The 26,000-nt window shown below is 64.3% G+C and carries 21 protein-coding genes; 11 read left to right on the forward strand and 10 right to left on the reverse strand.

All coding sequences use genetic code 11. The features are described 5' to 3' along the window. Positions 1 to 32: 32 nt before the first annotated feature. Positions 33 to 1,202 carry a tRNA 2-thiouridine(34) synthase MnmA gene (gene mnmA / locus EDF56_RS12145; RefSeq protein WP_132387730.1) on the forward strand — a complete coding sequence of 390 codons (1,170 nt, stop codon included), beginning with the start codon at positions 33 to 35 and terminating at the stop codon, positions 1,200 to 1,202. A gap of 27 nt (positions 1,203 to 1,229) precedes the next feature. Here mnmA and EDF56_RS12150 read toward each other — a convergent pair whose 3' ends face one another. Further along, on the reverse strand, positions 1,230 to 2,204 hold the full coding sequence (locus EDF56_RS12150; protein WP_132387732.1) for a DnaJ C-terminal domain-containing protein: 975 nt from the start codon (positions 2,202 to 2,204) through the stop codon (positions 1,230 to 1,232). Positions 2,205 to 2,425: 221 nt separating this feature from the next. Here EDF56_RS12150 and pdxH point away from each other — a divergent pair, with 221 nt between their 5' ends. Together pdxH and EDF56_RS12160 are read left to right on the forward strand one after the other, a co-directional pair. Beyond that, on the forward strand, positions 2,426 to 3,043 hold the full coding sequence (gene pdxH, locus EDF56_RS12155) for a pyridoxamine 5'-phosphate oxidase (RefSeq protein WP_132387734.1): 618 nt from the start codon (positions 2,426 to 2,428) through the stop codon (positions 3,041 to 3,043). Positions 3,044 to 3,053: 10 nt separating this feature from the next. Then, a complete protein-coding gene (locus tag EDF56_RS12160) occupies positions 3,054 to 3,983 on the forward strand; it encodes a cation diffusion facilitator family transporter (RefSeq protein WP_132387736.1) in 930 nt (309 codons plus the stop codon). Positions 3,984 to 4,046: 63 nt separating this feature from the next. Here the strand turns inward: EDF56_RS12160 and EDF56_RS12165 are convergent, their stop codons facing one another. From EDF56_RS12165 to EDF56_RS12175, 3 genes are all read right to left on the reverse strand, one after another. Further along, on the reverse strand, positions 4,047 to 6,191 hold the full coding sequence (locus EDF56_RS12165; RefSeq protein ID WP_132387738.1) for a tetratricopeptide repeat-containing sulfotransferase family protein: 2,145 nt from the start codon (positions 6,189 to 6,191) through the stop codon (positions 4,047 to 4,049). A 109-nt stretch (positions 6,192 to 6,300) separates the two neighbouring features. Beyond that, the gene (locus tag EDF56_RS12170) at positions 6,301 to 11,352 is read right to left on the reverse strand and encodes an autotransporter outer membrane beta-barrel domain-containing protein (RefSeq protein ID WP_132387740.1); all 5,052 of its coding nucleotides are present in this window, start codon (positions 11,350 to 11,352) and stop codon (positions 6,301 to 6,303) included. Between the two features lie 743 nt (positions 11,353 to 12,095). Next, the gene (locus tag EDF56_RS12175; protein ID WP_132387742.1) at positions 12,096 to 13,241 is read right to left on the reverse strand and encodes a serine hydrolase; all 1,146 of its coding nucleotides are present in this window, start codon (positions 13,239 to 13,241) and stop codon (positions 12,096 to 12,098) included. A 31-nt stretch (positions 13,242 to 13,272) separates the two neighbouring features. Between EDF56_RS12175 and EDF56_RS12180 the strand changes: the two genes are divergently transcribed. From EDF56_RS12180 to EDF56_RS12195, 4 genes are read left to right on the forward strand one after another with little or no spacing between them, the layout of a single operon-like run. Continuing rightward, the gene (locus tag EDF56_RS12180; RefSeq protein WP_132387744.1) at positions 13,273 to 13,659 is read left to right on the forward strand and encodes a hypothetical protein; all 387 of its coding nucleotides are present in this window, start codon (positions 13,273 to 13,275) and stop codon (positions 13,657 to 13,659) included. A gap of 52 nt (positions 13,660 to 13,711) precedes the next feature. After that, a complete protein-coding gene (gene ileS, locus EDF56_RS12185; RefSeq protein WP_132387746.1) occupies positions 13,712 to 16,612 on the forward strand; it encodes an isoleucine--tRNA ligase in 2,901 nt (966 codons plus the stop codon). After that, complete coding sequence (lspA, locus tag EDF56_RS12190) at positions 16,609 to 17,145, forward strand: signal peptidase II (protein ID WP_132387748.1); 537 nt, start codon at positions 16,609 to 16,611, stop codon at positions 17,143 to 17,145. The genes ileS and lspA overlap by 4 nt, the downstream gene beginning before the upstream one ends. A gap of 4 nt (positions 17,146 to 17,149) precedes the next feature. Further along, positions 17,150 to 17,566: a DUF3035 domain-containing protein gene (locus tag EDF56_RS12195; protein ID WP_132387750.1), complete on the forward strand. Its 417-nt coding sequence runs from the start codon at positions 17,150 to 17,152 to the stop codon at positions 17,564 to 17,566. A 262-nt stretch (positions 17,567 to 17,828) separates the two neighbouring features. Here the strand turns inward: EDF56_RS12195 and EDF56_RS12200 are convergent, their stop codons facing one another. Continuing rightward, positions 17,829 to 19,163 carry a hemolysin family protein gene (locus EDF56_RS12200; RefSeq protein ID WP_132387752.1) on the reverse strand — a complete coding sequence of 445 codons (1,335 nt, stop codon included), beginning with the start codon at positions 19,161 to 19,163 and terminating at the stop codon, positions 17,829 to 17,831. 235 nt (positions 19,164 to 19,398) lie between these two features. Here EDF56_RS12200 and EDF56_RS12205 point away from each other — a divergent pair, with 235 nt between their 5' ends. The 3 genes from EDF56_RS12205 to nadC all read left to right on the forward strand — a co-directional run bounded on the left by EDF56_RS12205 (position 19,399) and on the right by nadC (position 21,322). After that, positions 19,399 to 20,070: an OmpA family protein gene (locus tag EDF56_RS12205; protein WP_132387754.1), complete on the forward strand. Its 672-nt coding sequence runs from the start codon at positions 19,399 to 19,401 to the stop codon at positions 20,068 to 20,070. 81 nt (positions 20,071 to 20,151) lie between these two features. Next, a complete protein-coding gene (locus tag EDF56_RS12210; RefSeq protein ID WP_132387756.1) occupies positions 20,152 to 20,409 on the forward strand; it encodes a DUF333 domain-containing protein in 258 nt (85 codons plus the stop codon). 52 nt (positions 20,410 to 20,461) lie between these two features. Further along, positions 20,462 to 21,322, forward strand: coding sequence for a carboxylating nicotinate-nucleotide diphosphorylase (nadC, locus tag EDF56_RS12215; protein WP_132387758.1), 861 nt, complete (start codon positions 20,462 to 20,464; stop codon positions 21,320 to 21,322). Positions 21,323 to 21,329: 7 nt separating this feature from the next. Here the strand turns inward: nadC and tadA are convergent, their stop codons facing one another. Beyond that, positions 21,330 to 21,785: a tRNA adenosine(34) deaminase TadA gene (gene tadA / locus EDF56_RS12220; RefSeq protein WP_132387760.1), complete on the reverse strand. Its 456-nt coding sequence runs from the start codon at positions 21,783 to 21,785 to the stop codon at positions 21,330 to 21,332. A 115-nt stretch (positions 21,786 to 21,900) separates the two neighbouring features. Between tadA and rpmB the strand changes: the two genes are divergently transcribed. Further along, positions 21,901 to 22,185 (forward strand): 50S ribosomal protein L28, encoded by a 285-nt coding sequence (gene rpmB, locus EDF56_RS12225; protein WP_132387762.1) that lies wholly within the window; start codon positions 21,901 to 21,903, stop codon positions 22,183 to 22,185. A 116-nt stretch (positions 22,186 to 22,301) separates the two neighbouring features. Here rpmB and EDF56_RS12230 read toward each other — a convergent pair whose 3' ends face one another. The 4 genes from EDF56_RS12230 to xseA form a co-directional block, all read right to left on the reverse strand. Continuing rightward, positions 22,302 to 23,282, reverse strand: a complete 981-nt coding sequence (locus EDF56_RS12230) for an esterase-like activity of phytase family protein (protein ID WP_165912176.1) — start codon at positions 23,280 to 23,282, stop codon at positions 22,302 to 22,304. A gap of 65 nt (positions 23,283 to 23,347) precedes the next feature. Continuing rightward, positions 23,348 to 24,235, reverse strand: coding sequence for a M23 family metallopeptidase (locus EDF56_RS12235; protein WP_243652559.1), 888 nt, complete (start codon positions 24,233 to 24,235; stop codon positions 23,348 to 23,350). Continuing rightward, positions 24,232 to 24,435: a DUF2093 domain-containing protein gene (locus EDF56_RS12240; RefSeq protein ID WP_132387764.1), complete on the reverse strand. Its 204-nt coding sequence runs from the start codon at positions 24,433 to 24,435 to the stop codon at positions 24,232 to 24,234. Before EDF56_RS12240 ends, EDF56_RS12235 begins: the two co-directional genes overlap by 4 nt. 26 nt (positions 24,436 to 24,461) lie before the next feature. Continuing rightward, a complete protein-coding gene (gene xseA, locus EDF56_RS12245; protein ID WP_132387766.1) occupies positions 24,462 to 25,997 on the reverse strand; it encodes an exodeoxyribonuclease VII large subunit in 1,536 nt (511 codons plus the stop codon). Between the last annotated feature and the right edge of the window lie 3 nt (positions 25,998 to 26,000).

Here is a 26,000-nt window from a genome sequence, read left to right on the forward strand (position 1 = left end):
ATTCGCGCGCGTCTCGCTGTATGGGGCGGGCCATGACCGCCCTCTCCGATCTTTCCGGACTGGTGGCCGGCCTCGATCCTGCCGACCTGTTCCAGCTCCCCGCGCCGCTTTCGGCGCGCAAAATTGTCGTTGCCATGTCAGGCGGCGTCGACAGCTCCGTCGTCGCCGCGCTCGCCGCCGCTACCGGTGCCGAGACCATTGGCGTGACGCTCCAGCTCTATGACTATGGCGCCGCCACCGGCCGCAAGGGTGCCTGCTGCGCCGGCGACGACATCCGCGATGCCCGCGCTGTCGCCGATCGGCTGGGCATCGCCCACTACGTGTTCGATCACGAGAGCCAGTTCCGAGAGGAAGTCGTCGAGCGCTTCGCGGACGACTACATGGCGGGCCGCACCCCGATTCCCTGCATCCGTTGCAACATGGGGCCCAAGTTCACCGACTTGCTGACAATGGCGCGCGATCTTGGCGCGGATTGCCTTGCCACCGGCCACTATGTGCGCCGCGTGGTCGGAGCGGCCGGTCCCGAACTGCACCGCGCCGCCGATCCCGCGCGCGACCAGAGCTATTTCCTTTACGGTACCACCGAGGCCCAGCTCGACTTCCTGCGCTTTCCGCTGGGCGGACTGCCCAAGAGCGAGACGCGCCGCCTTGCCGAAGCCGCTGGCCTGCGCAATGCGGCCAAGCCCGACAGCCAGGACATCTGCTTCGTGCCCGATGGCGACTATGCGAAGATCGTCACCAAAGTGCGGCCTGAAGGCAATGCGACGGGCCCGATCGTCCATGCCCTAACCGGCGAGGAACTCGGCACCCATCGCGGCATCATCCACTATACCGTCGGCCAGCGCCGGGGGATCGAGATCGGCGGCCAGCCCGAACCGCTCTACGTGACCCGAATCGAGGCCGAAGGTCGCCGGGTGATGGTCGGCCCGCGCCGCCTGCTGGGCGTGGGGGCCGCGCGCATCACCGAGACGAACCGAATCGGCCCGCTTCCCGCTGGTCCGCTCACGGCGAAAGTGCGTTCGCTGGCCAAGCCGGTGCCGATCACGCTCGACGGTCCGTTCGGTAACGGTGCGGCAACCACGATTCGCTTCGCCGAGCCCGAATATGGCGTGGCGCCGGGGCAGGCGGCCGTGATCTACTCGGGAGATCGCGTGATCGGTGGCGGATGGATCGACGGGACGACGCCCGCGATCGAGGACTGAAGATCCTCCCCCGCCGGGGGAGAATCTTTAAATTCCCAGCTTTGCGCGCACGTCGCGCGCGTCCTTCCAGCCTTCAAGGCGCTTGGTCAGGTCGGTGTCGTTTTCGGGCAGCGAGATTTCCAGGCTTATCAGCAGGTCACCGCGCGTGCCGTCCTTGCGGCTCATGCCGCGTCCCTTGAGGCGCATGACCTTGCCCGAACTGGCGCCTGCGGGCACCGAGAGCATGACCGCGCCGGAAGGTGTCGGCGTCTTGACCTTGGCACCGCTCAGCGCCTCGTCCAGCGTGATCGGCAGGTCGAGCCGGAGATCGTCGCCGTCAGCCCGGAAGAAGGCATGCGGCTGGATCTGGATCGTGATGATCGCATCGCCCGCGCCGCCGGGACCTGGCTCGCCCTTGCCATTGAGGCGCATCTGGGTGCCGTCCTCAACACCTGCGGGGAGCTTGAGGTCGATCGTCTTGCCGTCGGACAGCGTGATGCGCTGGGGCTTCAGCTCAGCCGCGTCGAGCAGCGGTACCGAGAGGCGGTAGGAGACGTTGGCCCCACGCGCCGCCGCGCGGGCACGTCCGCCAGGGCCGCCTGCCCCGCCGCCCATGCCGCCGAAACCACCGCGCTGGTTGCCGGTGCCGCCGAAGATCCCGCCGAACAGGTCTTCAAGGTCGATCCCGTCATTGCCGCCGAAGCCGCCCGAAAAGCCGCGCTGGCCGGTACCGCCGAAGCCCGATCCGAAACCGCCATGGCCCCCGCCGCCACCGCCGAAGCCGCCGAACCCCATCGGATTGCCATCGGCATCGATTTCGCCGCGATCGAATTTGGCGCGCTTGTCCTTGTCGGAAAGCAGGTCATAGGCCGAGGTTACTTCCGAGAAGCGGTCGGCGGCCTTGGGATTGTCCTTGTTGGTATCGGGATGGAGTTCCTTCGCCAGCTTGCGATAGGCGGATTTGATCTCCTTCTCGCTGGCCGTGCGCGATATGCCAAGGGTGGAATAAGGGTCTGCTGCCATAGTCCCCTAGCTAGGATCGCGCGCGCCGCTCGGCAAGCGATGCTTTCCTAGTTCCCCCCGCATCGGTATGGCGCAGCCATGTCCTTCCCCCCGAACGGGATTTGCCGGTTTGTCGCGGCGATCCGGATGCGGTGCAGTCGGGGAATGTGGCGAACCGGGCGATTTCTGTCCCGGTACCGTGTAAACTGTGCCCTTGGGCACCCAATTCGCAGGAACCCGACATGGAAGCTGAACAAGCGCGCGAGGTCATTCCCCACGGCGATCCCATCGCGCTGTTCCAGGCCTGGTACGATGAGGCCCGCGAGAGCGAACCCAACGATTCGAACGCCATGGCGCTCGCCACCGCGACTCCCGACGGCGTGCCTTCCGCGCGGATGGTGCTGCTGAAAGACTACGGTCCTGACGGCTTCGTGTTCTACACCAACGGGCACAGCCGCAAGGGGCACGAAATCGCGGATAATCCGCATGTCGCGCTGTTGTTCCACTGGAAGAGCCTGCGCCGCCAGATCCGTATCGAGGGCGTGCTCTCACCCGTCACCGACGCCGAGGCGGATGCCTATTTCCACTCCCGCGCCCGCGATTCGCAGATCGGCGCGGTTGCCTCGGACCAGTCCGCGCCGCTCGACAGCCGCGAGACTTTCCTGGACCGCTACGAGGACGTGAAGGCCCGTTTCGAAGGCGGCGAGATCGAACGGCCCGCGCATTGGACCGGTTACCGCGTGGTTCCGGCCGCCATGGAATTCTGGCAGGACCGGCCCTATCGCCTTCACGAACGCCGCCGCTTCGTGCGCGACGAATCGGCCGGGGGCGGCTGGACCAGTTCGCTGCTCTATCCCTGACGGCCCGACCATGAGCGAAAACGCCTTCCTCACCCGCAGTGCCGCTTTGGCGAGCATTGGCGCGGCCTTGATTCTGCTGGGCCTCAAGGGCTGGGCTGCCTGGACCACCGGATCGATGGCGATGCTCGGCAGTCTGGCCGACACCGCGCTCGACCTCGTGGCAAGTCTCGCGACCCTGCTGGGCGTCTGGATTGCCGCGCAGCCGGCGGATGACAAACACCGCTTCGGCCATGGCAAAGCCGAAGCGATCGCGGCTCTGTTCCAGATCGTGCTGATCTCGATTTCCGCGATCGGTATCGCCAGCCGCGCGGCCGAACGGCTGTTCACCGGCGGCAAAGTGGAAGGCGCGGCAACCGGGATCGTGGTCTCGGCCGTCGCCGTTGTCATCACGCTCATTCTGGTGGGCTGGCAGCGCCATGTGATCCGCCGCACCGGCAGCATTGCCATCCACACCGACAGCGTCCACTACCAGTCCGACCTGATGCTCAACATCGCCGTGATCGCCGCGCTGGTGCTGGAATATAATTTCGGGTTCGCGGGCGCCGATGCGCTGTTCGGGCTCGCCATCGCCGGCTGGCTGGGCTGGGGCGCATGGGGCGCCTCGCAGGCCGTGCTGGACCAGCTCATGGACCACGAGTGGCCTGCCGAAAAGAAGCAGCGTTTCCTCGAAGTCCTCGCCCAGAATCCTGACATCACCGGGGTTCACGACCTCCGCACGCGCACGTCCGGGAACAAGGATTTCGTGCAGTTCCACGTCTGGGTCGATGCCCGGATGACCGTGCGGGAGGCGCACAAGGTCATGGATGCGATCGAGGATCGGCTCCACGCCGTGTTCCCCGATCTGGAGATCATCATCCATCCCGATCCCGAAGGGCTGGTCGATGAAGTGGGCCCGGCGGGCAAGGACGTGTTGCCGCCGATCCGGGTGACGATGGACTGAGTGGAAGGGGGCAGCCCGCGCGTCCGCCTGCGCGGGCCAGTCGGCGAGTACGCTCGCTGTCCGTTACCGATCACCCTCGATCGCGCCGATCAGCGGAGCAAGCCCCGGCCCATACCGCCGCCAGCGCTCCAGCGCGGAGGTGTAGATCGGCTTGCGAACTTGCGCCACGCTGGCGGTCTTCACCGGCCGCCGCGATTCGTGAAATGCCAGGCAGGCGTCGTCCCATTCCAGGCCAAGGAAGGAGACGATCTCCCGCGCGGTCTCCTCGGTGTGGGCAACAACATCCTCGTACTGAACCGCCATCATCACCCCGGCAGGCAAGACCTCCTGCCAATGATCCATCAGGTCTTCGTACATTCGGTAATAGCGCCCCAGTTCGGCAAGGTCGTAACTGTGCGGCATGTCGTCCTTGAACAGCTTGGTGAAAGCCGAAAGACACGTATCCACCGGATTACGGCGCGTGTTGATGAACCGGGCGTTCGGGAACAACACATGGATCAGGCCGACAAAGTAGTAATTGGTCAGCAGCTTGTCGGAAATCCGCAGAGCGTTTTCCACATTGGCACCCGCCATCTCCAGATAACGGGATGCCATGCCTGCCAAGTGTGCCTCGCTCAATTCGCCCATGATCTGCGGATAATGCGACAGTGACGGGAACCGGTCGCGCAATCCGTGCAGCACACGGTTGAGGTGCTTGACCTCTCCGGCGCCGAAGACATCGGGGTGGGCGGACAGGATCTGCTCAACCAGCGTCGAGCCCGAGCGCGGCATACCCACGATGAAGATGGGCCTTTCCGAAGGGTTGCCGGCGAAGGTCGTTTCGCGAAAGAATTCCTTGCTGAAGGTCGCCTTGATATCGGCGAAAAACTGCGCCGTGTCGGTCTCGACATAATTCAGGACAGAGCGCTTGATGCGTCCCCCGCGAATGTAATGATCGAGTGCCTGTTCCGGCTCGCCCGTGTCGTCGAGCGCTTTGGCATAGGCATAGTGCAGCGGCAGGATATGCGCACCCGACGAATCGGTTTCCTTTTCCATCTGCTCGCTGAGTGCGGCGAACAGTTCGGGTTCGCGTGAAAAGTCGACGAGGTCGTTGAGATTCGCGTAGGCGCCGTAAAGCGCCGGATTGAGCCGTACCGCTTCGAGGAGTTGCTTCCGCGCCTCGTCCAGACGCCCGACCGATTTCAGAGCGACGCCATGGAAGTTGCGTGCCTCGGCATCCTCGGGGTCGAGTTCGACCGCCTTCGCGGCCCACTCGACCGCCTCATCGAAGCGGTCGATATCGTGCATGACGGACGCGAGCGCGGCGTGAGCCGGGCTGCTTGCCGGATCATCCTCCAGCACCATCCGGCAAGCCTGTTCGGCTGCGGCCGGATTGCCGCGCTGTGTCTGGATGCGCGCCGCGAGAAGCAGCGCCTTTGCCGAGCGCGGGGAGATCTTCAGGATCTCCGACAGTTCGCGCAGAGCCTCCAGATCATCGCCATCGGTATGAAGTATGGTGGCCAGATTCTGTCGCGCATCGAGATAGTCCGGCTTTTGCTGAATGGCCTTGCGCAGGGCATGCGCGGCCTGTTCATTCTTGCCGTCTTCCCGGAGGAGCGTGCCGAGATTGTTGTAGACTTCGGGATAGTTTTCGCGAAGCGCCAATGCCCGCTCGTAAGACCCGCGCGCTTCCGCGCACTGATCGGTCAAGCGCAGGGCGTTGCCGAGGTTGTTATAAGCCTCCGCGAAGTTCGGATCGATCAGCAGCGCATCCCGGTAACACGCGATCGCCGCCTCGAACTCCTTCTGCTCGTACCGTGCGATCCCCAGGTTGTTCAGCGCCTGGGCATTGCGCGGATCCAGCCGGACGGCTTCGGTCAATGCGGGCAGTGCCCCCGTCAGATCGCCGGACGTACGCAAAATTTCGCCCAGGTTCGCATGATAGTTGGCCACGAGCGGGCGAAGCGCAATGGCCTGCCGCAGGCTGGCGATTCCGTCGCGGGCCTGCCCCAAGGCGGCCAGGGATACGCCGAGGATATTGTGCGCGTCGGCCACTACCGGCTTCTGGTCAATGATCTGCCGACAAGCATTCACCGCCTGCCGATACCGTCCGCGAGAATAGAATTCTCCAGCGAGTTCGATGGCCCCCTCCTCGCTCAGCGAGGCACTGCCGTGCTGCACTCTGGCCATCAGGTCTTCAGTGACTTCCGGGCTCTTGACCGCACGCATCCTACCAAAAACTCCAGCCGAAATGTTTTTACGAATGATTTTATAAAAAAGCGGAGGGAGGCACGCGGCCTCCCTCCTTTTTTACCTTCAGATCAAGAATTGATAGACATCAGAACTTGAACTTGACTTCCACGCCGCCAGCATTGCTCTGCGCCGTGCCGCTGAAGCGGCCCTGGTAGCCGACACGAAGGTCAACCGAGCTGGACAGCTTGCCGGAGACCGACACGCCGACCATCGCGGTATCCCGCTTGTCGAGCGGCGAGACAACCGTGAAGTCGCTGCCGGGTGCGATGTCGAACGCGGCGTCGATCGCAGCGGTGCGGCCGCCGAACTGGTGGCGCCAGCCGAGATCGAGCTGCGGAACGATGCCGCCGAACGAACCCGCCCACTTGGCTCCCAGAACCGTGGCAGCACGATTGTGGTTGCTGCCGGAGACGTCGAGATTGGCCGCGTCCACGCCGGTTTCCGTGAAGCTCTTCAGCTTCGCGGCAGTGTATTCGACCAAGGCATAAGGTGCGACAGTCGAGACCTTGCCCAGTTCGAAACGGTATCCCGCTTCACCGCTGAGAGCCCAGATGTTCGCATCCGGCTTGCTCTTTATCATACCCGACATCGTGCCGATCACGATCAAACGACGCGCGTCTGCCGTGAGATCGGTGTAGCTGACTGCACCCTTCACGTAGAACTGGCCGGGATCGTAAGCACCGTAAGCGCCGACCTGGAAGCCGTGGCTATCGACACGGCCGCCGAAACGATTGTCGACCCGGTCGACATTCAGGTCATGCTTTACGTACGCAGCACCCACGCCGAGTACGGTATTGGCGCCGGCGTTGAAGTCCGCGCCGAGTGCCATGTACCAGTCATCGGCATTGTAACCACGGGCGTTGACGTCACCGTCCATGGAGACGCGGCCGTAGTTCGTCTGGCCCCAGATCCGGCCCGTGCCTTCGGCGCGGCAAGTCTTGCGGTCCTCGGCAGTTGCGGCACAATCACCAGCTTGGGAAAGTAGGCTGTTGAAGCGGCTGCCAACACCCGTGAGCGATTGTAGATACGTGGCGTACTGTGAACCCGAAAGCTGTTCGAGCGCTGCCGAGTAATCGGCGGCGTCCAGGGTGAACAGATTGCCGAGCAGGGTGGCGAAGGCGCCGGTCGAAGTGGGATTGTAGACGTTTTCGATCCCGTTACCGACCGCGGCTTCGTTGGTGGTCAGCCCCGCAACCGCGCCGAATGCGACACGGGTGAGCGTCAAGTCGACGTTGTCGCCGCCATCATAGCTTGCGGCGATCTTGAGCAGCGGCGAACCACCTGCCACGACAACCGAACCGAACTTGCCGGTCAGCACGTTCGCATCGATCACGTCGTTGAAGCTTACGGTGTTGGCGTAGAGACCGTTCGCGGTGGTGGGACGTACTTCCAGTACGGCACCGGCGATGTTCGCGGTTTGCGCCACGATGCCGACCCCGGACGTCGCGCCCGAAGCGAGTTCAGGCAGTTGGATTGCAAGCTTGCCGCCGGCAGCAATGTTCAGGCTGTCGACGTAGACCTTTGCCGGTCCATCATACGACGGGTTCGCGCTCGGGTTGTTCACCAGATAGAGCGCGCCACCGTTCGCGATGTTGAGCTGGCCTTCCAGAGCACCACTTGGATTGACCACACCGTCGAACGCCGTCTCGCCACCAGAGACATTGATCACGTCGTCTGCCGAAAGAGCGATGTTGCCGTAGATCGAGCCCTTGCCGGTCAGGTTGATCTCAACCGGATTGGCCGCCTGGGTGGTGTCGATTGCCAGCCCATGCGTGAACGTCGTCCCACCATCAACGCTCTGGCGCGCGACGATCACGCCGCCGTTGTTGTTGATTATGAGAGGCTCGCTCGCGACCGAGGCTGGAACTGTCGAAGCGCTGGCTGAGGCCACCGACGCCAGGGCCATGCTTGCGCCTCCGGTCACCTGGATCGCAGCGGCTGACGCCAGACCGCCATTGGTGATTGCCGAAACGTTGATGGTTCCGGAGTTGGTGACCTTGGCAGTGTTGGCTCCCGACTGCATCGAAATGCCGACGGCGCTGGCAGTGCTGCTGCCTTCCGCCGATGCCTGTGCGGCAACGGTGAACTTGCCGGAGTTGGTGATGTTCCCGGTGATTTCCGACGCAGAGATAGAGGCACCGACGGCGTTCGCAAAACCGGTGTCCGATCCCTGAGCGGAGACGCTGACGTTGAAGGTCCCGTTGTTCGAGAAGTTCGCGTCAAAGGCGTTGTCTGTGCCGTTGCCGTAGGCCGAATAGCCATAGGCTTGGGCGATGGCGTTGTTGGATGCAGCCGCAATGGTCGCGACCTTGATCGTACCGCTATTGGCGAAGCCGGCCGCACCGTTGTTGTAGTCGAACCCTTGGACAACGCCGTAAGCGAGGGCAGTGGCGACGCCGTTGTCCTCTCCTGCCGCGTTCGCATTGGCTCCCACGTCGAGAGTGCCCGCGTTGGTGAACTGGAGCGAAGCTACCGCGTCCGTTCCATTGGCTTCTGCCCTCTGGCTGACGCCGCCGACAAATGCATTGACGCCGACATCATTGCCTTCGCCCGAAGCGGAGGAGGCGACGTGGATCGTCTTGCCTGCCGCATTGGTCAGCGTTGCCGAGGCATTGCCGTCATAGCTATGGACGTCCTGGGACAGGGCGATGCCGATTGCCTGGACCGATGCTGCGCCGACGCCGACGAATCCGCCGTTCATGGAAACGTCGATCGTTCCCGTATTGGCCAAGTTCGCGCTTGCGGTCGCACCTCTGGCGTCCTGAGATACCGCCGCTTCGGAGGAACTCGCGTAGGAGCGCCCCGCATAGACTTGCGCCGTTCCGCCCTCGCCTGCGCTTGCAGTCAAGAGATTCGCGTCCGCAGAGAAGGCAATCGTTCCCGAATTCTTCAGGGTAACCGAGGCGTCCCCGACATTCGAGTAGGCCTCTTGGTAGAGAGCACTACCGAGGTAAGCTGTGGCGCTGGTATTGCTTCCGCCTCCAGCGGCATCGGCAGTGGCCGCAGCCTCGAACGAGAGCAGTCCGGCGTTGCTCAATTGCGCGCTGGCATTGCCCTCGTTTGCGTCCGCCCATTGGGCCACGCCCGCGCCGATGTACGACGAGGCTTGTGCATAATCGCTTGTGCCGGTCGCGGTCGCTTCGGCCTTCAACGAAATGCTGCCGGACGATGCATTGGTGAGCGCGACGGCGGCATCGCCGTTCGATGCACTGCTCGAACTGCCGGCATAGGCATTCTGATAGATGCCGTTGAAGCCTGCCTGCGCGGTGGCCTGGCTGCCGGTGGCAACGGCCGCGGCGTTCGAAGTGATCGAGCCGCTGTTGTCGAGCACTACGCTTGCCGTGCCGCTACCATACACATCGGCGTTCTGGTTGATTAGCGACCACAGATTTGAATTGGAGTTTGCTTCACCTGTGCCGCTAAGCGCCGTCGCATTCGTCGAGAAAGCGACCGCCCCCTGGTTGGAGAGCGAAATCTCTGCGTTGCCACCGTAGGTGTAGGCGCGCTGGCCAAGTTCCGTGTCGCCATATGCATTGGCGAACGCGTTATCGCTCTCGGCCTTGGCGTCCGCCGTGAAATCAACGGCGATCGAACCCTTGCTGGAATTGATAAGGGTTGCCTGGGCATTGCCGGCTCCGTTGGCTTCGGCAGACTGGTAAAACAGCGTATTGGCCGCAGCAGTGGCGATTGCTTGATAGGTACCCGCGGCGCCGGCGGAGAGCGAGATGCCCAGATCGCCTGCATTGGTCAGGTCGACGGTGGCATCGCCATCGCCATAGACATACGCGTCCTGTCGAAACGCGTTGTCGATCCGGGCATTGGTTCTGGCGTCTTCAGCAGCCGTATCAGCGACAGCCGAAATTGTCAGCGTGCCGGTGTTGGCCAGCGAAACAGAGGCGTCGGCTCCATTGCCACGGGCTTGCTGGTAGATACCATCGGCATAAGCGTTGGCATACGCCGAACTGCTGGCGGCGGTAGCAGCGGCATTGGCGGCAATCGAGATGCTGCCGGCATTGGTGATCGCGGCACTGGCCGAACCACCAGCATCCGTTGCACTTGCGTACTGGTAGATACCATCGGCATAAGCGTTGGCATACGCCGAACTGCTGGCGGCGGTAGCAGCGGCATTGGCGGCAATCGAGATGCTGCCGTCATTGGTGATTGCGACGCTGGCCGAGCCGCCGGCATCCGCAGCGGAGGCATTCTGGTAGACAGCCGAACCGATTCCTGCCTCTGCTCGGGCCGAACTTCCGCTGGCAGTCGCCTGCGCGCCGATGGTGAGTATGCCGCTCGCCGAATTGGCAAGCGTCACTGACCCAAGCGAGCCGCCGTCTGCGACCTGGCTTACGTTGCTGTAAGCATGGGCATTTGCCTCAGCATATCCACTCGCCTCAGCGGTCGCGACCGAGCGGATGTCGAACGTTCCGCTGTTTTCGAGCCCGACCGTCGCGCTCTCGCCGTTGGCCACCTGATAGCTTCCGCGATCGATGTTCGCATTGGCGTAGACATCGCTCGACGTCGAAACGGCCGTGGCAACCGAACCGATCTGAAAAGTTCCTGAGTTGGTGACAGCCGCCGCTGCATCCTGCCCCGAAACCTGCTGGTTGAAGCCGCGGTCGATGTGGGCGTAGGCATCGGCAGTGTCGGTGGCTGTAGCGGAAGCCTGCGCACCAATGCCAAGCGTGCCGGAATTCGTCAGGCTTGCCGAGGCTGCGGAGTTGCCGGTTGCCTGTTGATCGATGCCGGTCGCGATGTAGGCCTGCGCCCCTGCAGCAGTTGCGCTTTCCGAAGAAACGGCGACAGCTTTGGCGGCAGTCTGGGCCGACCCGCTGTTGGTAAGCGTGATCTGGGCATTGCCGAAAGGCGCGGCCGTCCCGGTCGCAGTGCCGACCTGGCTGATGGAGCCGTTCGCGACGGTGGTGACGTTTGCGGATACGTTGCCGGAGCCGGAGAGGTCCTCGCCGAAGACCGTATCATCGCCGACATTGCTGATGACCAGCGTTGATTGAACATCGGCCCCCGTGACCGACTGGCTAACGCCGGGCGTTCCCGGAGCCACCGCAAAGGCGGGTGCCGAAAGCACAATCGCCAGCGCCGAGACGCTCGCCGCGAGCGCCACGCGTGAATTACTACTCATTCCAATACTCCATGAACCTTGGCCATCGAACAGACGGCAATACGAAACGGCGCCTGGAAACGCTGAATAGCGAAGCCCAAGCGTGCATTATCGACCCGATTTAGTGTAGAAGATTAAACGACCTACCCGGCGCGCAATTGCGTTTTTATTGAAACGCGCCCGTGGAAAATCGACTGAAATCGAAGGATTATTGCCCCCATATTCATGCCCCCTGTACTGGGGCGCGGGCATATGGGGGAGGGATGAATAAGTCTATAAAGGCATATGCAAGGAGCTGATATAACGGAGCAATTCGCATGAGCGATTTGTCTTTTTCCCCGCGCAGAGCCCCTAAGAATGACGATTTTCCTGAAGAAAACGTCGGTTTGGGATGGGGCTATTAAAACATTGCAATCCGAAGCAGCGGCAACTTCCTATACTTCAGATGGTTCGCAGTGAGGCATTGCGGCTACCGGGCTGCTGCCCATTGGAAAATGCTAATTGGAGCATTTTCAGCGTGGCATCGGCCCTCTCCCGTTTCGAAGCATAGGCGCCGCACCGCTGGATTTCCCAATCCCCCCGTACAAACGGCTCGACCAATCTCCATCTCCCGCAGCTCACGCAGGAAAAACGGCCCGGTGCTCCGGTGCGCTCCGCCCGGCACCTCAATTCTTCAGCTTTCAATCGAAGGGCCTTGAAGCGCCGCATCAGGTTAAAGGACGTTCCTTTTTTCAGGACCTGCCAAGGTTCACCTGACAGAAGGATCAAACGCCGCCGGGAAACAGCGCGAGCAGCTTGCCGATCCGGTCGTGCAGCTCGCCTTCCTGCGCGTGGCTGCTCTCACCCAGACGGACCACGGTGAGCAACTGGTCGGGCGATCCGATCACGTACTGGCCATATTCGCCGAGACAGGCGAAGGTATTCGTCGGCGCCATGCCGGGGAACAGGATTGCCTGATCGCTGGCCTTGGGGCGATTGAGCCAGACTCCGGCCCCATAGGCAGCATTGCGCGGCGAGGGTGCGAGCATGAACTGTACCCAGCGGCGCGGCAGCACCTGCGCGCCGCGAACGGCGCCGGTGTGGCGCAGGAACTCACCCAATTGCGCCCAGTCGCGCGCCGAGGCGTGGACCATGGCCGAGCCGATCATTGTTCCCCGCGCATCATAGCCGACCATCGTCGAGCCCATGCCGAGCGGCAGCAGTACGCGGTTCTTGAGGTACTCGCTCACGGCCACGCGGCGCCGGTCGGGAGTCGCGTCGGGCGAGAGCACGCGCGCGGCCAGATCGGCGAGAATCACCGGCGTCGCCGCGCTGTTTTCGAAGACCGCGCCCGCCGGAGCTTCCAGTGGCTGCGCTTCGGCATAGGCGGCCATGTCGTCGCGCCCGTCGAGGAACAGCATGCGCATGCGGTCGGACTGGGCGCTGACACCGCCCGCGGGCATGGCGCTGGATTCGTTATGTCGCAGGCCGGAGCGCATCTGGAGAAGCTGGCGCAAGGTGATCTCGCCGCGCGGATCGCCGGGGCGTTGCCATTCGGGCACCGGGGCCGATTCGTCGAGCCGCAGGCGGCCGTCGCTGACCAGCTGGCCGATCATCAGCGTGGTGACGCACTGGCCCATGGCCCAGCCTGGCAGGCGCGTTTCGGGTTTGATTCCCGCGCCGTAACGCTCGGCAACGACCGAACCGCGCTTCATGATGACCAGCGCTTCGGTGCGGCCTACCTCGGATTCTTCGAACAGACCGTCGATGGCGCGGCCCAGCGCGCCATGCGCGGCGCCGCCATTGTCCTTGATCGCGGCCTCGGCCTCGGCACTTGGCGGTGGAGGACCGTCCGGCGTGGACTTTCCGCAGGACCAGAGGGCTGGCACGGCGAGGAGGGCGAGGATATGGGGAAGGCGGCGCACCGGCATGACGCGGGTGTGATGTGCGAGGCGCGGACGGATGGCAACAGCCAGAACTTACAGGACCGGGGACAGCAGGTGGCTGACAAGGCAACCATCTCGCTGGCTGCGGAACGTCCTGCTTCTGGCGGCACTTGCGCTGGTGGCGGCGCTGGCTTTCGCGTGGCCGGGACTGCGGCAGCAGGCACTCGTCAGCACCTCCTATGCGGCCAGAACCGGCTGCGTGTGCCGTTTCGTATCGGGGCGAGACCTTGGAGTCTGCAAGGCCGATCTCGCCGTTGCGGGGCTCGGCAGGACCGGCGGCCTGCTGATGCTTTCGGAGGACGCGCAGAGCCTCAGCGTCAAGGCCAGCGTGCCCCTGCTCGCCAGCCAGACCGCGACCTTCGCGCCCGATCGCGGCTGTCAGCTCGAACCGTGGCCGCGCTGACACGCGCACGGACTTCCAAGAGCCGCGCATTTGCTCTAGTGCGCGTGCGCATATGACCGAACAGCGCGATTACAGAAGCACCGTCTTCCTGCCGAAGACCGATTTCCCCATGAAGGCCGGGCTCCCCCAGAAGGAGCCGGGAATTCTTGCGCGCTGGCAGGATGAGGACATTTACCGCAAGACCCGCGACGCGCGCGCGGGCCGCGAGAAGTTCGTGCTGCATGACGGCCCGCCCTACGCGAATGGCGACATGCACATCGGCCACGCGCTGAACCACATCCTCAAGGACATGGTCGTCCGCACCCAGACGCTGCTGGGCAAGGACGCGCCTTACGTTCCCGGTTGGGACTGCCACGGCCTGCCCATCGAGTGGAAGGTCGAGGAAGAGTACCGCAAGAAGAAGAAGAACAAGGACGAGGTTCCCGCCGAGGAATTCCGCGCCGAATGCCGCGCTTATGCCCAGAACTGGGTCAATGTGCAGCGCGAGCAGCTGAAGCGCCTTGGCGTCAATGGTGACTGGGACAAGCCCTACCTCACCATGGACTTCCAGGCTGAGGCCACCATCGTCGGCGAACTGCTGAAGTTTGCCGAGCACCAGATGCTCTATCGCGGTGCCAAGCCGGTGATGTGGAGCCCGGTGGAAAAGACCGCGCTGGCAGAGGCCGAAGTCGAGTACGAGGATATCGTCTCGACCCAGATCGACGTGGCTTTCGAGATCACCGAATCGCCGATTGCGGAACTGGTCGGCGCGCATGCGGTGATCTGGACGACCACGCCGTGGACGATCCCGACCAACCAGGCGCTCGCTTATGGTCCCGAGGTCGAATACCACCATTACCGCGCGCATGACGGCCGCCGCTTCCTGATCGCGGTGCCGCTGCTCGAAGCGTTCTTCGCGCGCAGCGGGCTTGGCCCGGTTGCCGAAAGCGTGACCGGTGAGGCCGATCTCTCCGAATATGCGCTCGGCACTTATCTCGGCGCCGACCTCGCGGGCACTGTCGCCCGCCACCCGATGCACGCGCTGGGCGGCTTCTTCGCCGAGCCGCGTCCGCTGCTCGCGGGCGATTTCGTCACCACCGAGAGCGGTACCGGCCTTGTCCATATGGCGCCCGATCATGGCGAGGACGACTTCTTGCTCTGCAAGGCGCACGGCATCGGCCCCAAGTTCGTGGTCGAGGCTGACGGCAAGTATCGTGAAGACTGGGGCTGGCTGGGCGGTCAGGGCTCGGTCATCAACCCGAAGTTCAACGCCCCCGATGGCCCGATCTGCTCGGACCTGCGTGAGGCTGGCGCACTGCTGGCGGCTTCGGCCGACTACAAGCATTCCTACCCGCACTCGTGGCGTTCCAAGGCCAAGGTGATCTTCCGCTGCACCCCGCAGTGGTTCGTGCCGATGGACAAGGTTCTCGGCCACCTGCCCTCCAAGACCCGCGCCGAACGTCGCTGGGAAGGTGAAGGCGGCGCCATCGATCCGCAGGACGAGACCGCCGAAGCCTCGCCGACGCTGCGCGAAGCGGCGCTCGACGCCATCGCCGAGACGCGTTTCGTCCCCGAAAAGGGCCGCAACCGCATTGGCGCGATGGTCGAAGGCCGCCCGGACTGGGTGCTTTCGCGCCAGCGCGCCTGGGGCGTGCCGATCACGCTGTTCGTCGATCGCAAGAGCGGCGAATATCTCGTCGATGCCGAAGTGAACGCCCGCATCATCCACGCGATCCGCGAACAGGGCGTCGATGCCTGGTCGGACGCGCGCGCGCAGGAATACCTGGGCACCAAGTACAGCGCCGATGACTACGAGCGTGTTGTCGACATTCTCGACGTCTGGTTCGATTCCGGCTCGACCCACGCCTTCGTGCTCGAATCCGGCCGCTGGCCCGAACTGGTGCCGGCCGAGGACCATGTCGGCCCCACCGCCGACCTTTACCTTGAAGGCAGCGATCAGCATCGCGGCTGGTTCCAGTCCTCGCTACTCGAATCCTGCGCCACGCGCGGCCATGCGCCGTACAAGGCGGTGCTGACCCACGGCTTCACGATGGATGCCAAGGGCTTCAAGATGTCGAAGTCGCTGGGCAACACGATCAGCCCGCTCAAGGTCATGGAGACCAACGGCGCGGACATCATCCGCCTCTGGGCGCTCTCGGTCGACTACACCGAGGATCACCGCATCGGTGACGAGATCCTGAAGGGCGTGGCCGACCAGTACCGCAAGCTGCGCAACACCCTGCGCTACCTGCTGGGCGCGCTGGACGGCTTCTCGGACGAAGAGAAGCTGCCGGTTTCGGAAATGCCTGAGCTGGAACGCTACGTGCTCTCGCTGCTGGCGGGCGTCGACGCCACGCTGCGCAAGGCCGTCGCGGACTTCGACTTCAACACTTACGTCCGCACCCTGCTGGATTTCTGCAACGAAGACCTCTCGGCCTTCTTCTTCGATATCCGCAAGGACTGCCTCTACTGCGACGCGCCTTCGGATCCGAAGCGCCGCGCCTATCGCACCGTGCTGGACACGCTGTTCCACGCGCTGGTGCGCTATGCCGCGCCGGTCACCGTCTTCACGGCCGAAGAAGTCTGGCAGAGCCGCTTCCCGGGCAGCCAGAGCGTGCACTTGCTCGAATGGCCGGAAGTCCCCGCCGTGGAAGCCGATGCCGCTCGCTGGGCCGAGCTTCGCGCCCTGCGCGTGAAGGTGACCGAAGCCATCGAGCCGCTGCGCCGCGAGAAGATCGTCGGCTCCAGCCTCGCCGCCGAAGTGACCGTTCCCGCGAATGCTCCGGAAGGCGATCTGGCCGAACTGTTCATCACCGCGACAGTGACGCGTGGGCAGAGCGAGGACGTGACTGTCACGCCCTCCACCGACCACAAGTGCGGCCGCTGCTGGCGCCACCTTCCCGAAGTCTCGGAAGACGGTGACCTGTGCGACCGCTGTGACGAGGTCGTCGGCGAAACGGAGACCCCTGCATGAGCGTTTGGCGCAACCGCCTGATCGGGCTGCTGATCGCGGCTGCGGTCTTCGCGATCGACCAGGCGGTCAAGATCTGGATGGTCTTCCATCTCAAGACGCTGCCGACGCTTGAGCGCGTGATTGAGATCCTGCCGATCTTCAACTTGCGTTGGACCGAGAACTACGGAGTCTCGCTGGGCCTGTTCACGGCGGGTTCGCCCGAAGGCCGCTGGGCGCTTGTCGCGATGACGGCGGCCATCGCGCTCTTCGTGCTGGTCTGGCTGCTGCGTGAGCGCAAGTTGCCCGATATCGCTGCGCTCGCGCTGGTCCTCGGCGGCGCGCTGGGCAATATCCGCGACCGTGCGGGCAACGGCTATGTCATTGACTATGCCGACCTGCACTTTGGCGAATTCCGCCCTTTCCTCGTTTTCAACATCGCCGATGCCGCCATCACCATCGGCGTCCTGATTATCCTTGCCCGTTCACTGCTTTCGCGCGACAAGCCGGACACGAATGGCGGACACGACACGGCTAACGCCGCCCCGGAGATTTGAGTTGATGCCCATGAAGAAGACCGGAGCCCTGATTCTCGTCGCCGCCGGCGCGGCGCTCGTGTCCGGCTGCGGAAGCACTGGCCTGTTCAATCACGCCCGTCCCGACGAATTCGCCGTTCAGCGTCAGACTCCGCTGGTGGTGCCGCCCGATTTCGCGCTCAGCCCGCCGAAGGAAGGCCAGCCGCGCCCCAGCGACGATTCGCTTCAGCAGCAGACGCTCGACGCGCTGTTCGGTGGTCCGCAGGCCCGTAGCGATATCGAGAAGTCGGCGCTGAGCCTTGCCGGTCCGGCCGAACCGTCGATCCGTTCGACCGTGGGTGACCCGGGAACCTACACCGTGGCCAAGGGTCAGGTGACCCGCGCGATCCTCGCCGCCCCCGAAGGCGATGGCCAGAGCGCGCAGACCGCCATCGGCGGCTGATCCTTTCGGTCAGATACGAAAAGAGCCGGGGCGGTATCCGCTTCCGGCTCTTTTTCGTTGGGGCGGAGGGCCCCCCGACAAAATCAAACTCCGTCGTCCCCGCGCAGGCGGGGACCCCGCTTATTCTTGAACTGTTGCGCTAAAAGATAGCGGGGCCCCCGCCTTCGCGGGGGCGACGACTAAGGATTGATGCAAGCGTATAGGTTAAGCGCGCTGACGTGAGAGCCCGCGCTGGTCAGGTGGGCCAGCGCTGAAAACCCGCTCAGCCCTCGCCGGACACCCCATCGTCGCCGGTATCCTCGTCGATTCGGGAGACCAGGATCTTGTCGATCTTGAGCCCGTCCATATCGACGACTTCGAAACGCCAGCCCTGATCGGCGAAGTGCTCGCCTTCGCGCGGGACTTTCTTGAGCACGGCCAGCACGTAGCCGGCCACGGTCGCGAATTCGCGGTCATCGTCGAGCGTCAGGCCGAGGCGGTCTGCCAGCGCATCGGCCGGCATCGCGCCGGAGACCAGCAGCGAGCCGTCCTCGCGCACCACGACCATCGGCTCGTCGCCTTCGTCCTGATGGCTCACGAACGTCCCCGCCAGCGCGGCGAGCATGTCCGACGTCGTCACCACGCCTTCAAGGTGGCCATATTCGTCGTGGACCATCGCCATCGGCACTTCGGCCTGCTGGAGCTTGCGCAGCGCGTCCATGGCGTCGAGCTGGTCGGGAACGACTTCCGCCTTCTTCATCATCGCCGCGATCTCTACCGGCCGCCCGGCCACGAGCGCGGCCAGCACTTCGCGCACCTTGAGCACGCCCAGCACCGTATCGGGAGAGGATTCGCGCGCCACGGGCAGCAGCGAGTGCGGCGATGCCTCGATCTTGGCGCGCAGCGTCGCCTCGTCGGCGTCGACGTCGATCCAGTCGATCTGATTGCGGGGGGTCATCAACTCGCGCACCGGCCGGTCGGCAAGCCGCATGACGCCCGCCATGATCGCGCGGTCTTCCTCTTCGATCACGCCCGACCGGGTGGCCTCGGCGAAGATCATCTGGAGCTCTTCGGCGGTGATCTGCTCCTCGCCGCCGCGGCGCACGCCGATCAGGCGCAGGATCAGGCCGGAGGACCGGTCCAGCAGCCAGACGATCGGGGCCATGGCTTTCGACATCCAGACCATCGGCTGCGCCATGACCAGCGCGACCGATTCGGCGGCGCGCAAGGCCAGTTGCTTGGGCACGAGTTCACCGACCACAAGGCTGGCATATGTCGTGGCGATGATGACCAGCGTGAACGCGGTGTGGTGGGAAAAGCGCGCGGCGACGCCCCAGGCCTCCAATCGCTCCGCTACGGGCTGTTCCAGGCTGGCGCCCGAATAGGCGCCGGCGACGATGCCGATCAGCGTGATGCCGATCTGTACGGTCGAGAGGAACTTACCCGGGTCGGCAGCAAGGTCGAGCGCGGTCTGCGCGCTCTTGCTGCCTTTGTCGGCCGAGATCTTCAAGCGTGCGGAGCGCGCCGAGACAATGGCCAGTTCGGACATGGAAAACAGGCCATTGATCAGGATCAGGCCGGCGATGATGAGGAGGTCGGTCCAGGGAAAGGGCGTCACAATAAACCTGCGCTAGCAGAATTCTTGGTCGCTGCGAAGCGCATGTTGCAAATGCAGCATTCCGAAACGCGCCAGAAACACGCGCAGACGTAAAAAGCTCCTCCGAGATAGCTCAAGCCACTGTTTGCAAGGGAACACTCGGGCGGTGCACTCGTTCCTCGGGCCGTGTCCATATGCTATTCACGTTCACGACTACACACAGTTGCTGGAAGTAATTCTCAGAGGAAGGGCCAAGATGAAGTCACGTCTCCTGACATCGACCGTTGCCGTATTTTCGCTTCTTGCCGTTTCGGCCTGTGTCACGGATCCCAATACCGGTGAACGGAAGGCCTCCCGCACGGCACTTGGTACAGCCGGTGGTGCGGGGCTGGGCTATTTGCTGGGCGCCGTGATCGGCGGCCGCAGCGCGCGCATCGTTGGGGCCGGCATCGGCGGCGTTGCTGGCGCCGTGGTGGGCAGCCAGATGGACAAGCAGATCCGTGAGCTGAAGGAGCAGACCTCGGGCTCGGGCATCGATGTCACCAAGGAAGGCGACGGCATTCTCGTCAACCTGCCCGACGTGACTTTCGCGTTCAATTCCACCGAGATCAGCCCCGCGTTCCAGCAGGCGCTCGACAAAGTGGCCGATTCGATGAAGCAATATCCGAACAGCCTGATCGACGTGTACGGCCATACCGATTCGGTCGGCTCCGACGCGTTCAACCTCGACCTTTCGAAGCGGCGTGCGGATTCGGTCGCGCGGTACCTCATCATGCAGGGCGTTTCCTCCTCGCGCATCCAGACGCAGGGGATGGGCAAGAACTACCCGGTGGCCGACAACGGTACCGAGCAAGGCCGGGCCAAGAACCGTCGTGTGGAGATCAAGATCACCCCGGTCACGACCGATCAGGCCCAAGCGGCGCATTGATCGCGCATTGCAGGCATATGATGATGAAAGGGGCCGGCTTCGAAGTCCGGCCCCTTTTTCTTTCTCCGAGGGGAAACGAAGATGACTGTTCGAAGCGTTGTCGCTCCTGCCCTCCCGGCGCTCGCCCTCGTTCTGGCGGGCTGCGCCTCTGACGGGCAGCCGGCCCCCGCGCCTATCGGCATGGCCAATCCGGCCTCGAAATACTGCGTGGAACAGGGCGGTCGCAGCGAGATCCGTCAGGAGGCGCAGGGCGAAACCGGCTACTGCCATTTGCCCGACGGCCGCGTGGTCGAGGAATGGCAACTCTTTCGCGAGGCCCATCCCGCCAACGATCATTGAACCCGGGCATGGAACTCGACATTCCTGTTCGAACGCGCGAAAGACGCGCTCCATGAACACTTTCGCGATCCCGGGTTTCGACCTTGCCGCCTTTGTTGACGCAACGCTTGCCGAGGACCTCGGCGTGGGCCTTCCGGGGGGAGGCCGTGACGTTACGTCCGAAAGTGTGATCGATGCGGATGCGCGCTTTTCGGGCGTGATGGATTCGCGCGACGCGATCACCGTCGCCGGCCTGCCGATCGCCGCCGCCTTTTTCCGTAGCCTGGATCCGGCGATGGAGATCGAGATCCTTGTCGAGGAGGGCGCCCGCGTCGAACCTGGCGCGGATCTCATGCGCCTGACTGGCAATGCGCGCGCAATGCTCACCGGCGAACGCGCTGCGCTCAATACCGTTCAGCACCTGTCGGGCATCGCCACGATGACTCGTGAGTATGTTGACGCCATGAACGGGCATGCGACGCTCCTGGACACGCGCAAGACCATTCCGGGGCTCCGTCACCTTGAAAAGTACGCGACCCGCATGGGCGGCGCCCGGAACCACCGTATGGGCCTGTGGGACGCGGCGATGATCAAGGACAACCATGTCCTCGTCGCAGGCGGCGTCGGCCCGGCTGTGGCCCGCGCCAAGGCCGCAGGCGTCGCGCAGATCATTTGCGAGGTCGATCACCTTGAACAGATCGAACCCGCCATTGCCGCCGGCGCGCATCACCTCCTGCTCGACAATATGAACCCGGACATGCTTCGTGAAGCCGTGGCGCTGGTTGCCGGGCGCGTGCCGACCGAAGCGTCGGGCGGCGTGAACCTGGCCACCATCTGTGCCATCGCGGCTTCGGGTGTGACTTACGTCTCCGTGGGCCGCCTGACCCAGAGCGCCCCGGCAGCGGATATCGGGCTGGATTTCACGCCGCTTTGAGTTGAGCCTAGCGGCGCTGCCGGAAGAAGCTGCGCAGCATGTCCGCCGCCTCGGCCTCGCCGATTCCCGAATAGACTTCCGGCCGGTGGAGACACTGGTCGTGTTCGAACACGCGTGCGCCGTGTTCGACGGCGCCGCCCTTGGGGTCTGCGGCGCCATAGTAGAGGCGGGCGATGCGCGCGTGGGAGATCGCGCCGGCGCACATCGCGCAGGGCTCCAGCGTGACCCACAATTCGCATCCTTCGAGTCGCTCGTTGCCGAGAATCGCCGCTCCGGCGCGAATCGCCTCGATCTCGGCATGGCTGGTGGGGTCATGGCGTTCGCGCGGACCGTTGCGACCGGCGGCAATCACTTTTCCGTCCTTCACAAGCACTGCACCGATCGGCACTTCGCCTGAATCGGCGGCTTCCCGGGCTTGCGCGAGGGCGAGTTGCATGTATTCGGGGAGCGGCCAACGGGTCATGATCCAGCGCTAGCGGCTCAAAAAGCTGTGTGCAACTTGACCATGCCCGGGTGAATCGCTAAGGGCGCGCCTTCCCGTATTTACGGCCACAGAATTTTTCGAGCGAGAGTTAGACATGTCCCGCATCTGCGAACTGACCGGCAAGGCCCGCCAGGTCGGCTGCAACGTCAGCCACGCCAACAACAAGACCAAGCGCGTCTTCCTTCCCAACCTGCAGAACGTTACGCTTCTGTCGGACGGCCTGGAGCGTAGCTTCAAGTTCCGCGTTTCGACCCACGGTCTCCGTTCGGTCGAACACAACGGCGGCCTCGACAACTGGCTGCTCAAGTCTTCGGACGAGAAGCTCAGCACGCGCGCCCTCAAGGTGAAGCGCGAGCTGAAGAAGAAGATCGCCGCCTGATTTCTCGCGCTCCCTGTCGGGGAGCGTGATTTCAGCACGATTTGTGAAATGGCGTGCGGGCTTTGGCCTTGCGCGCCTTTTCGCATGTCTGCGTTGCGGTGAAAATCGGCGAGATTTCAGGGCAGCTGAGCAGGGTCGACGCTCATCTTCCAGAGCAACGTGCGCTGGAGCGGTGAGTAATTGTCGTCCGAGATCAGCCAGATAGTCAGCCGCCCGTCCTCACGCGGGACGATGGCTAGGCCTTCGAAATTGTCGATCGGCAGGTCCGAGGACAATCGCGCTACTTCCTTCACCCGCCAGGTCTGCCCGGGGCGAATCGTCTTGGGATCGCCGATGGCGATGCGTCCGGCGAAATGCTGGGGCATCGGCCAGATCAGGCGGCGCATCAGGATCAGCAGCCGCCCGTCGGGCATCTGCGCCATGTCGGTGGGGCTGAATCCGTCCGGCCCGTCGAAGACGAATCGCTGGCCATCGGGATTTTCGGTGGGATCGCCAGCGAACATGACGGCGGGGTGGAGATGGCTGCTCCAGCCCGAGAACCCCTCGCGCAGCAGCACGAATCGCCCGTCCGCGAGCCGGGTCATGGCCTCGGGTCCGGTGTTGACGCCCCAGTCCCGCATCGAATCGGGCTGCACGCGCTTTTCCACGTGGAACTTCGGCGTCATGCGATAGATCGCATTCTTGCCCTCAAGGCCGAGCCAGATCGTACCGTCGCTGTCTTCCGTGGCCGATTCGACGTCGCGGTCTTCCTTGGCCTCTCCGTTCGAAAGCGGGAGTTCGCCGATCCGGCTATGGGCCTGTGATTCGCCCGGTGGCCGGAAGCGCAGGAAATTGCCCGAATCGCTGAGGCCGAGCATGGACCCGTCCTTGCGCATCAGCAGGGCGGAGTAGCTGCCGAATCGATGCGTGCGGCTGCGGATCTGCCAGGCCTGCTCAAGATGGAACGCACCCAGATGGGCGGCCATCCGATCGGGCGCGGGCAGGGCGAGCGGGACGATGTCCAGTTCAAGCTGCTTCAGCTTGGCAGGATAGGGCGAACGGCCCCAGGTCAGCGGCAGGAGCGCCAGCAGGGCGAGAAGGGCTATGGTGCGGCGCACAAGGAGCGGGATAGGGATTCTGCGGCGCGTCGCAAGGCGCATTAGCACCCGCTACCTCCGAAAGGTCAGTTCATCGGCCCGGTGAAGAGAATCGGATCGAGCCGCGCGTCGTTCCACTTGATCGACCAGTGCAGATGTGGCCCGGTAGCGCGTCCGGTCATGCCGATGCGGCCGATCACCTGCCCCTGCTTCACATGATCGCCTTCCTTCACCAGGATCTGCGAGCAGTGCAGGAATGCACTGTTGAGCCCCATGCCGTGGTCGATCATCAGGAGGTTGCCCTCCAGCGTGAAAGGCTTTTCGGCAGCAAGGATGACCACTCCGTCGGCCGGGGCCACGAAGGGCGTGCCGCTGGTGCCGGTGGCGATGTCGAGGCCGGAATGATAGGCGGCCGGTTCACCGCGATAGACGCGCTGCGATCCGAAACGGCCCGAAATGCGCCCCTTGGCAGGCCAGACGAAGTGCTGGCGCCAGCCCTGCGCATCGGTCTGGAGCACGCGGGCGGCATTGATCCGGTCCAGCTCGGGCTGGCGGATCTTCATGAAATCCTCGGTCGCGCCGCCCGGTTTGCGAGCGATGTCGACATTCTCGATCTGCCAGGCGCGCGGGGCAACGGCGATCGTCTGCGATACCTTGCGGCCATCGGCCAGCGTGGCGACCAATGTTGCGCTCGGCTTGGCGTCTCGATCGAAAGCGGCGAACCACGCGCCGTCCGAAGCGATCTTCACCGGTGCGCCGTCGAGCGTGAGCAGGCGGGTGCCCTGCGGCACTTTGCCGCGAACCCAACCGCCCTGAGTCACCTCACCGGCGTAAGCGATGCCCGAAGGGCCCGCTACGGCCGTTGTCGCGGCGGGAGAGGTACCGCCCAGCACGACAAGCCCGGCTATGGCAAGAATGCCGCCAGCGACCAGCGATGCCTTGAGCATTGCCCCGGGGGCCTTGCGACGGGTCACGCTTTCCCGAGCAGGCGCCGGGTGGCGATTTCAGCGGAGGCGTAAGGTTCCTGCAACTCGACGCTCCAGTACCGGAGTTCCTCGAGCGGGATCTTCTCGCCAGAAACGGCGCAGAGCACGAAGTGGCCGCCACTCAGCACACGGAATCCATTGGGGCCGTATTGAAGCTTGGCGGGACGATCGGCGGAAGACATCAGCATGGGCAAATCCTAGCAGGTCGCGCTGGTCAAAACAAATCTCCCTGCCGGGGTTCTTCGCCTTTTGGGCGCGCCGGGCGCCTGGGAGCCGAAGCAGGTGCCGGGGGTGCAGTCGGGGTTTCGACCGAGGCCGGCGCAGGCGGGGTAGGGGCACTAGACCCTTGCGCGCCTGAACCGGGGGTGACCGTAAGCATGCCGTCGCGGAAGCGCAGCATCAGCGCGGGTTCCTGCGCAGCCTTGTCGCGGCCGGTCAGCGTGCGCCCGTCGAGCGCGGTAACGCGGGCGAAGCCGCGCTCCAGCGGCTTGTCGGGATCGAGCTGTGGCAAGACGCGGGCCATCGGGGCCAGCGCATCGCGCGCCATCGCCCAACGGCGCTGAAGCAACCGTGGGTGGAGGCCAAGCCGCTCGACGCGTTCGGCCGAGGTCTGCACGCGGTGACGCAGCAGGGGCAGCGAGAGCTTGCCGGCAACCCGATTCAACTGCTCGCGTTTCGCGCCCGCTTCGTCCCGCAGGCCGCGGCGCAGTCGTTCGGAGAGTTCGTCGAGCTTCTGGGCCTTGGCCGCGAGAATCGCCTCGGGCTTGGGCAGGCGCTGCACGCGCGCTTCCAGCCGTTCGCGTCCCAGCGTGACCGGGCGCAGCGCGCAGCGACGCTTGCGGTAGGCCAGTTCGTCGAGCGTGGCGGCGAGTTCCATGCGCACGGGCACGGCGATTTCCGCAGCGGCAGTGGGGGTCGGTGCGCGACGGTCGGCGGCATAGTCGCAAAGCGTGGTGTCGGTTTCGTGCCCCACGGCCGAGATCACCGGGATGGTCGATTCGGCCACCGCGCGGACGACCACTTCCTCGTTGAACGACCACAAGTCCTCAATCGAACCGCCGCCGCGCGCCACGATCACCAGATCGGGGCGCGGCACCGGGCCGCCGGGGCGAATCGCGGAGAATCCGCGCACGGCATCGGCAACCTGCTGCGCCGAACCTTCGCCCTGCACCAGCACTGGCCAGACCAGCACGTGGCTGGGAAAGCGGTCGGCCAGACGGTGAAGGATGTCGCGGATCACCGCGCCGGTGGGTGACGTCACGACGCCGATCACTTGCGGCAGGAACGGCAGTTCGCGCTTGCGCTCGGGCGCGAAGAGTCCCTCGGCGGCGAGCCGGGCGCGCAGCTTTTCCAGCAGCGCCAGCAGCGCGCCTTCGCCCGCAATCTCCATCGTTTCGATAACGATCTGGTATTTCGAACGGCCCGGGAATGTCGTCAGCTTGCCGGTGGCGATCACCTCGATGCCGTCTTCGGGCCGGAACGCCAGTCGCTGCGCGCCGCCGCGCCACATGACGCCGTCGATCACCGCCTTGTCGTCTTTCAGCGCGCAATAGAGGTGGCCGGAGGCCGCGCGCTTCACGCCCGAAAGCTCGCCGCGCAGGCGCACGAAGCCGAAGCGATCTTCCACCGTGCGCTTCAGCAGGTTCGAAATCTCGCTGATCGAGAGCGGCGCGGCGTTGTCCCCGGCCGCTTGCTTCGCTACCAGCCCCCCGGAACGACCATCGTCAAATTCGTCGTCATCGAAAGGCACGGC

This window comes from Novosphingobium sp. PhB165, assembly GCF_004341845.1.
Classification (GTDB): Bacteria; Pseudomonadota; Alphaproteobacteria; order Sphingomonadales; family Sphingomonadaceae; genus Novosphingobium.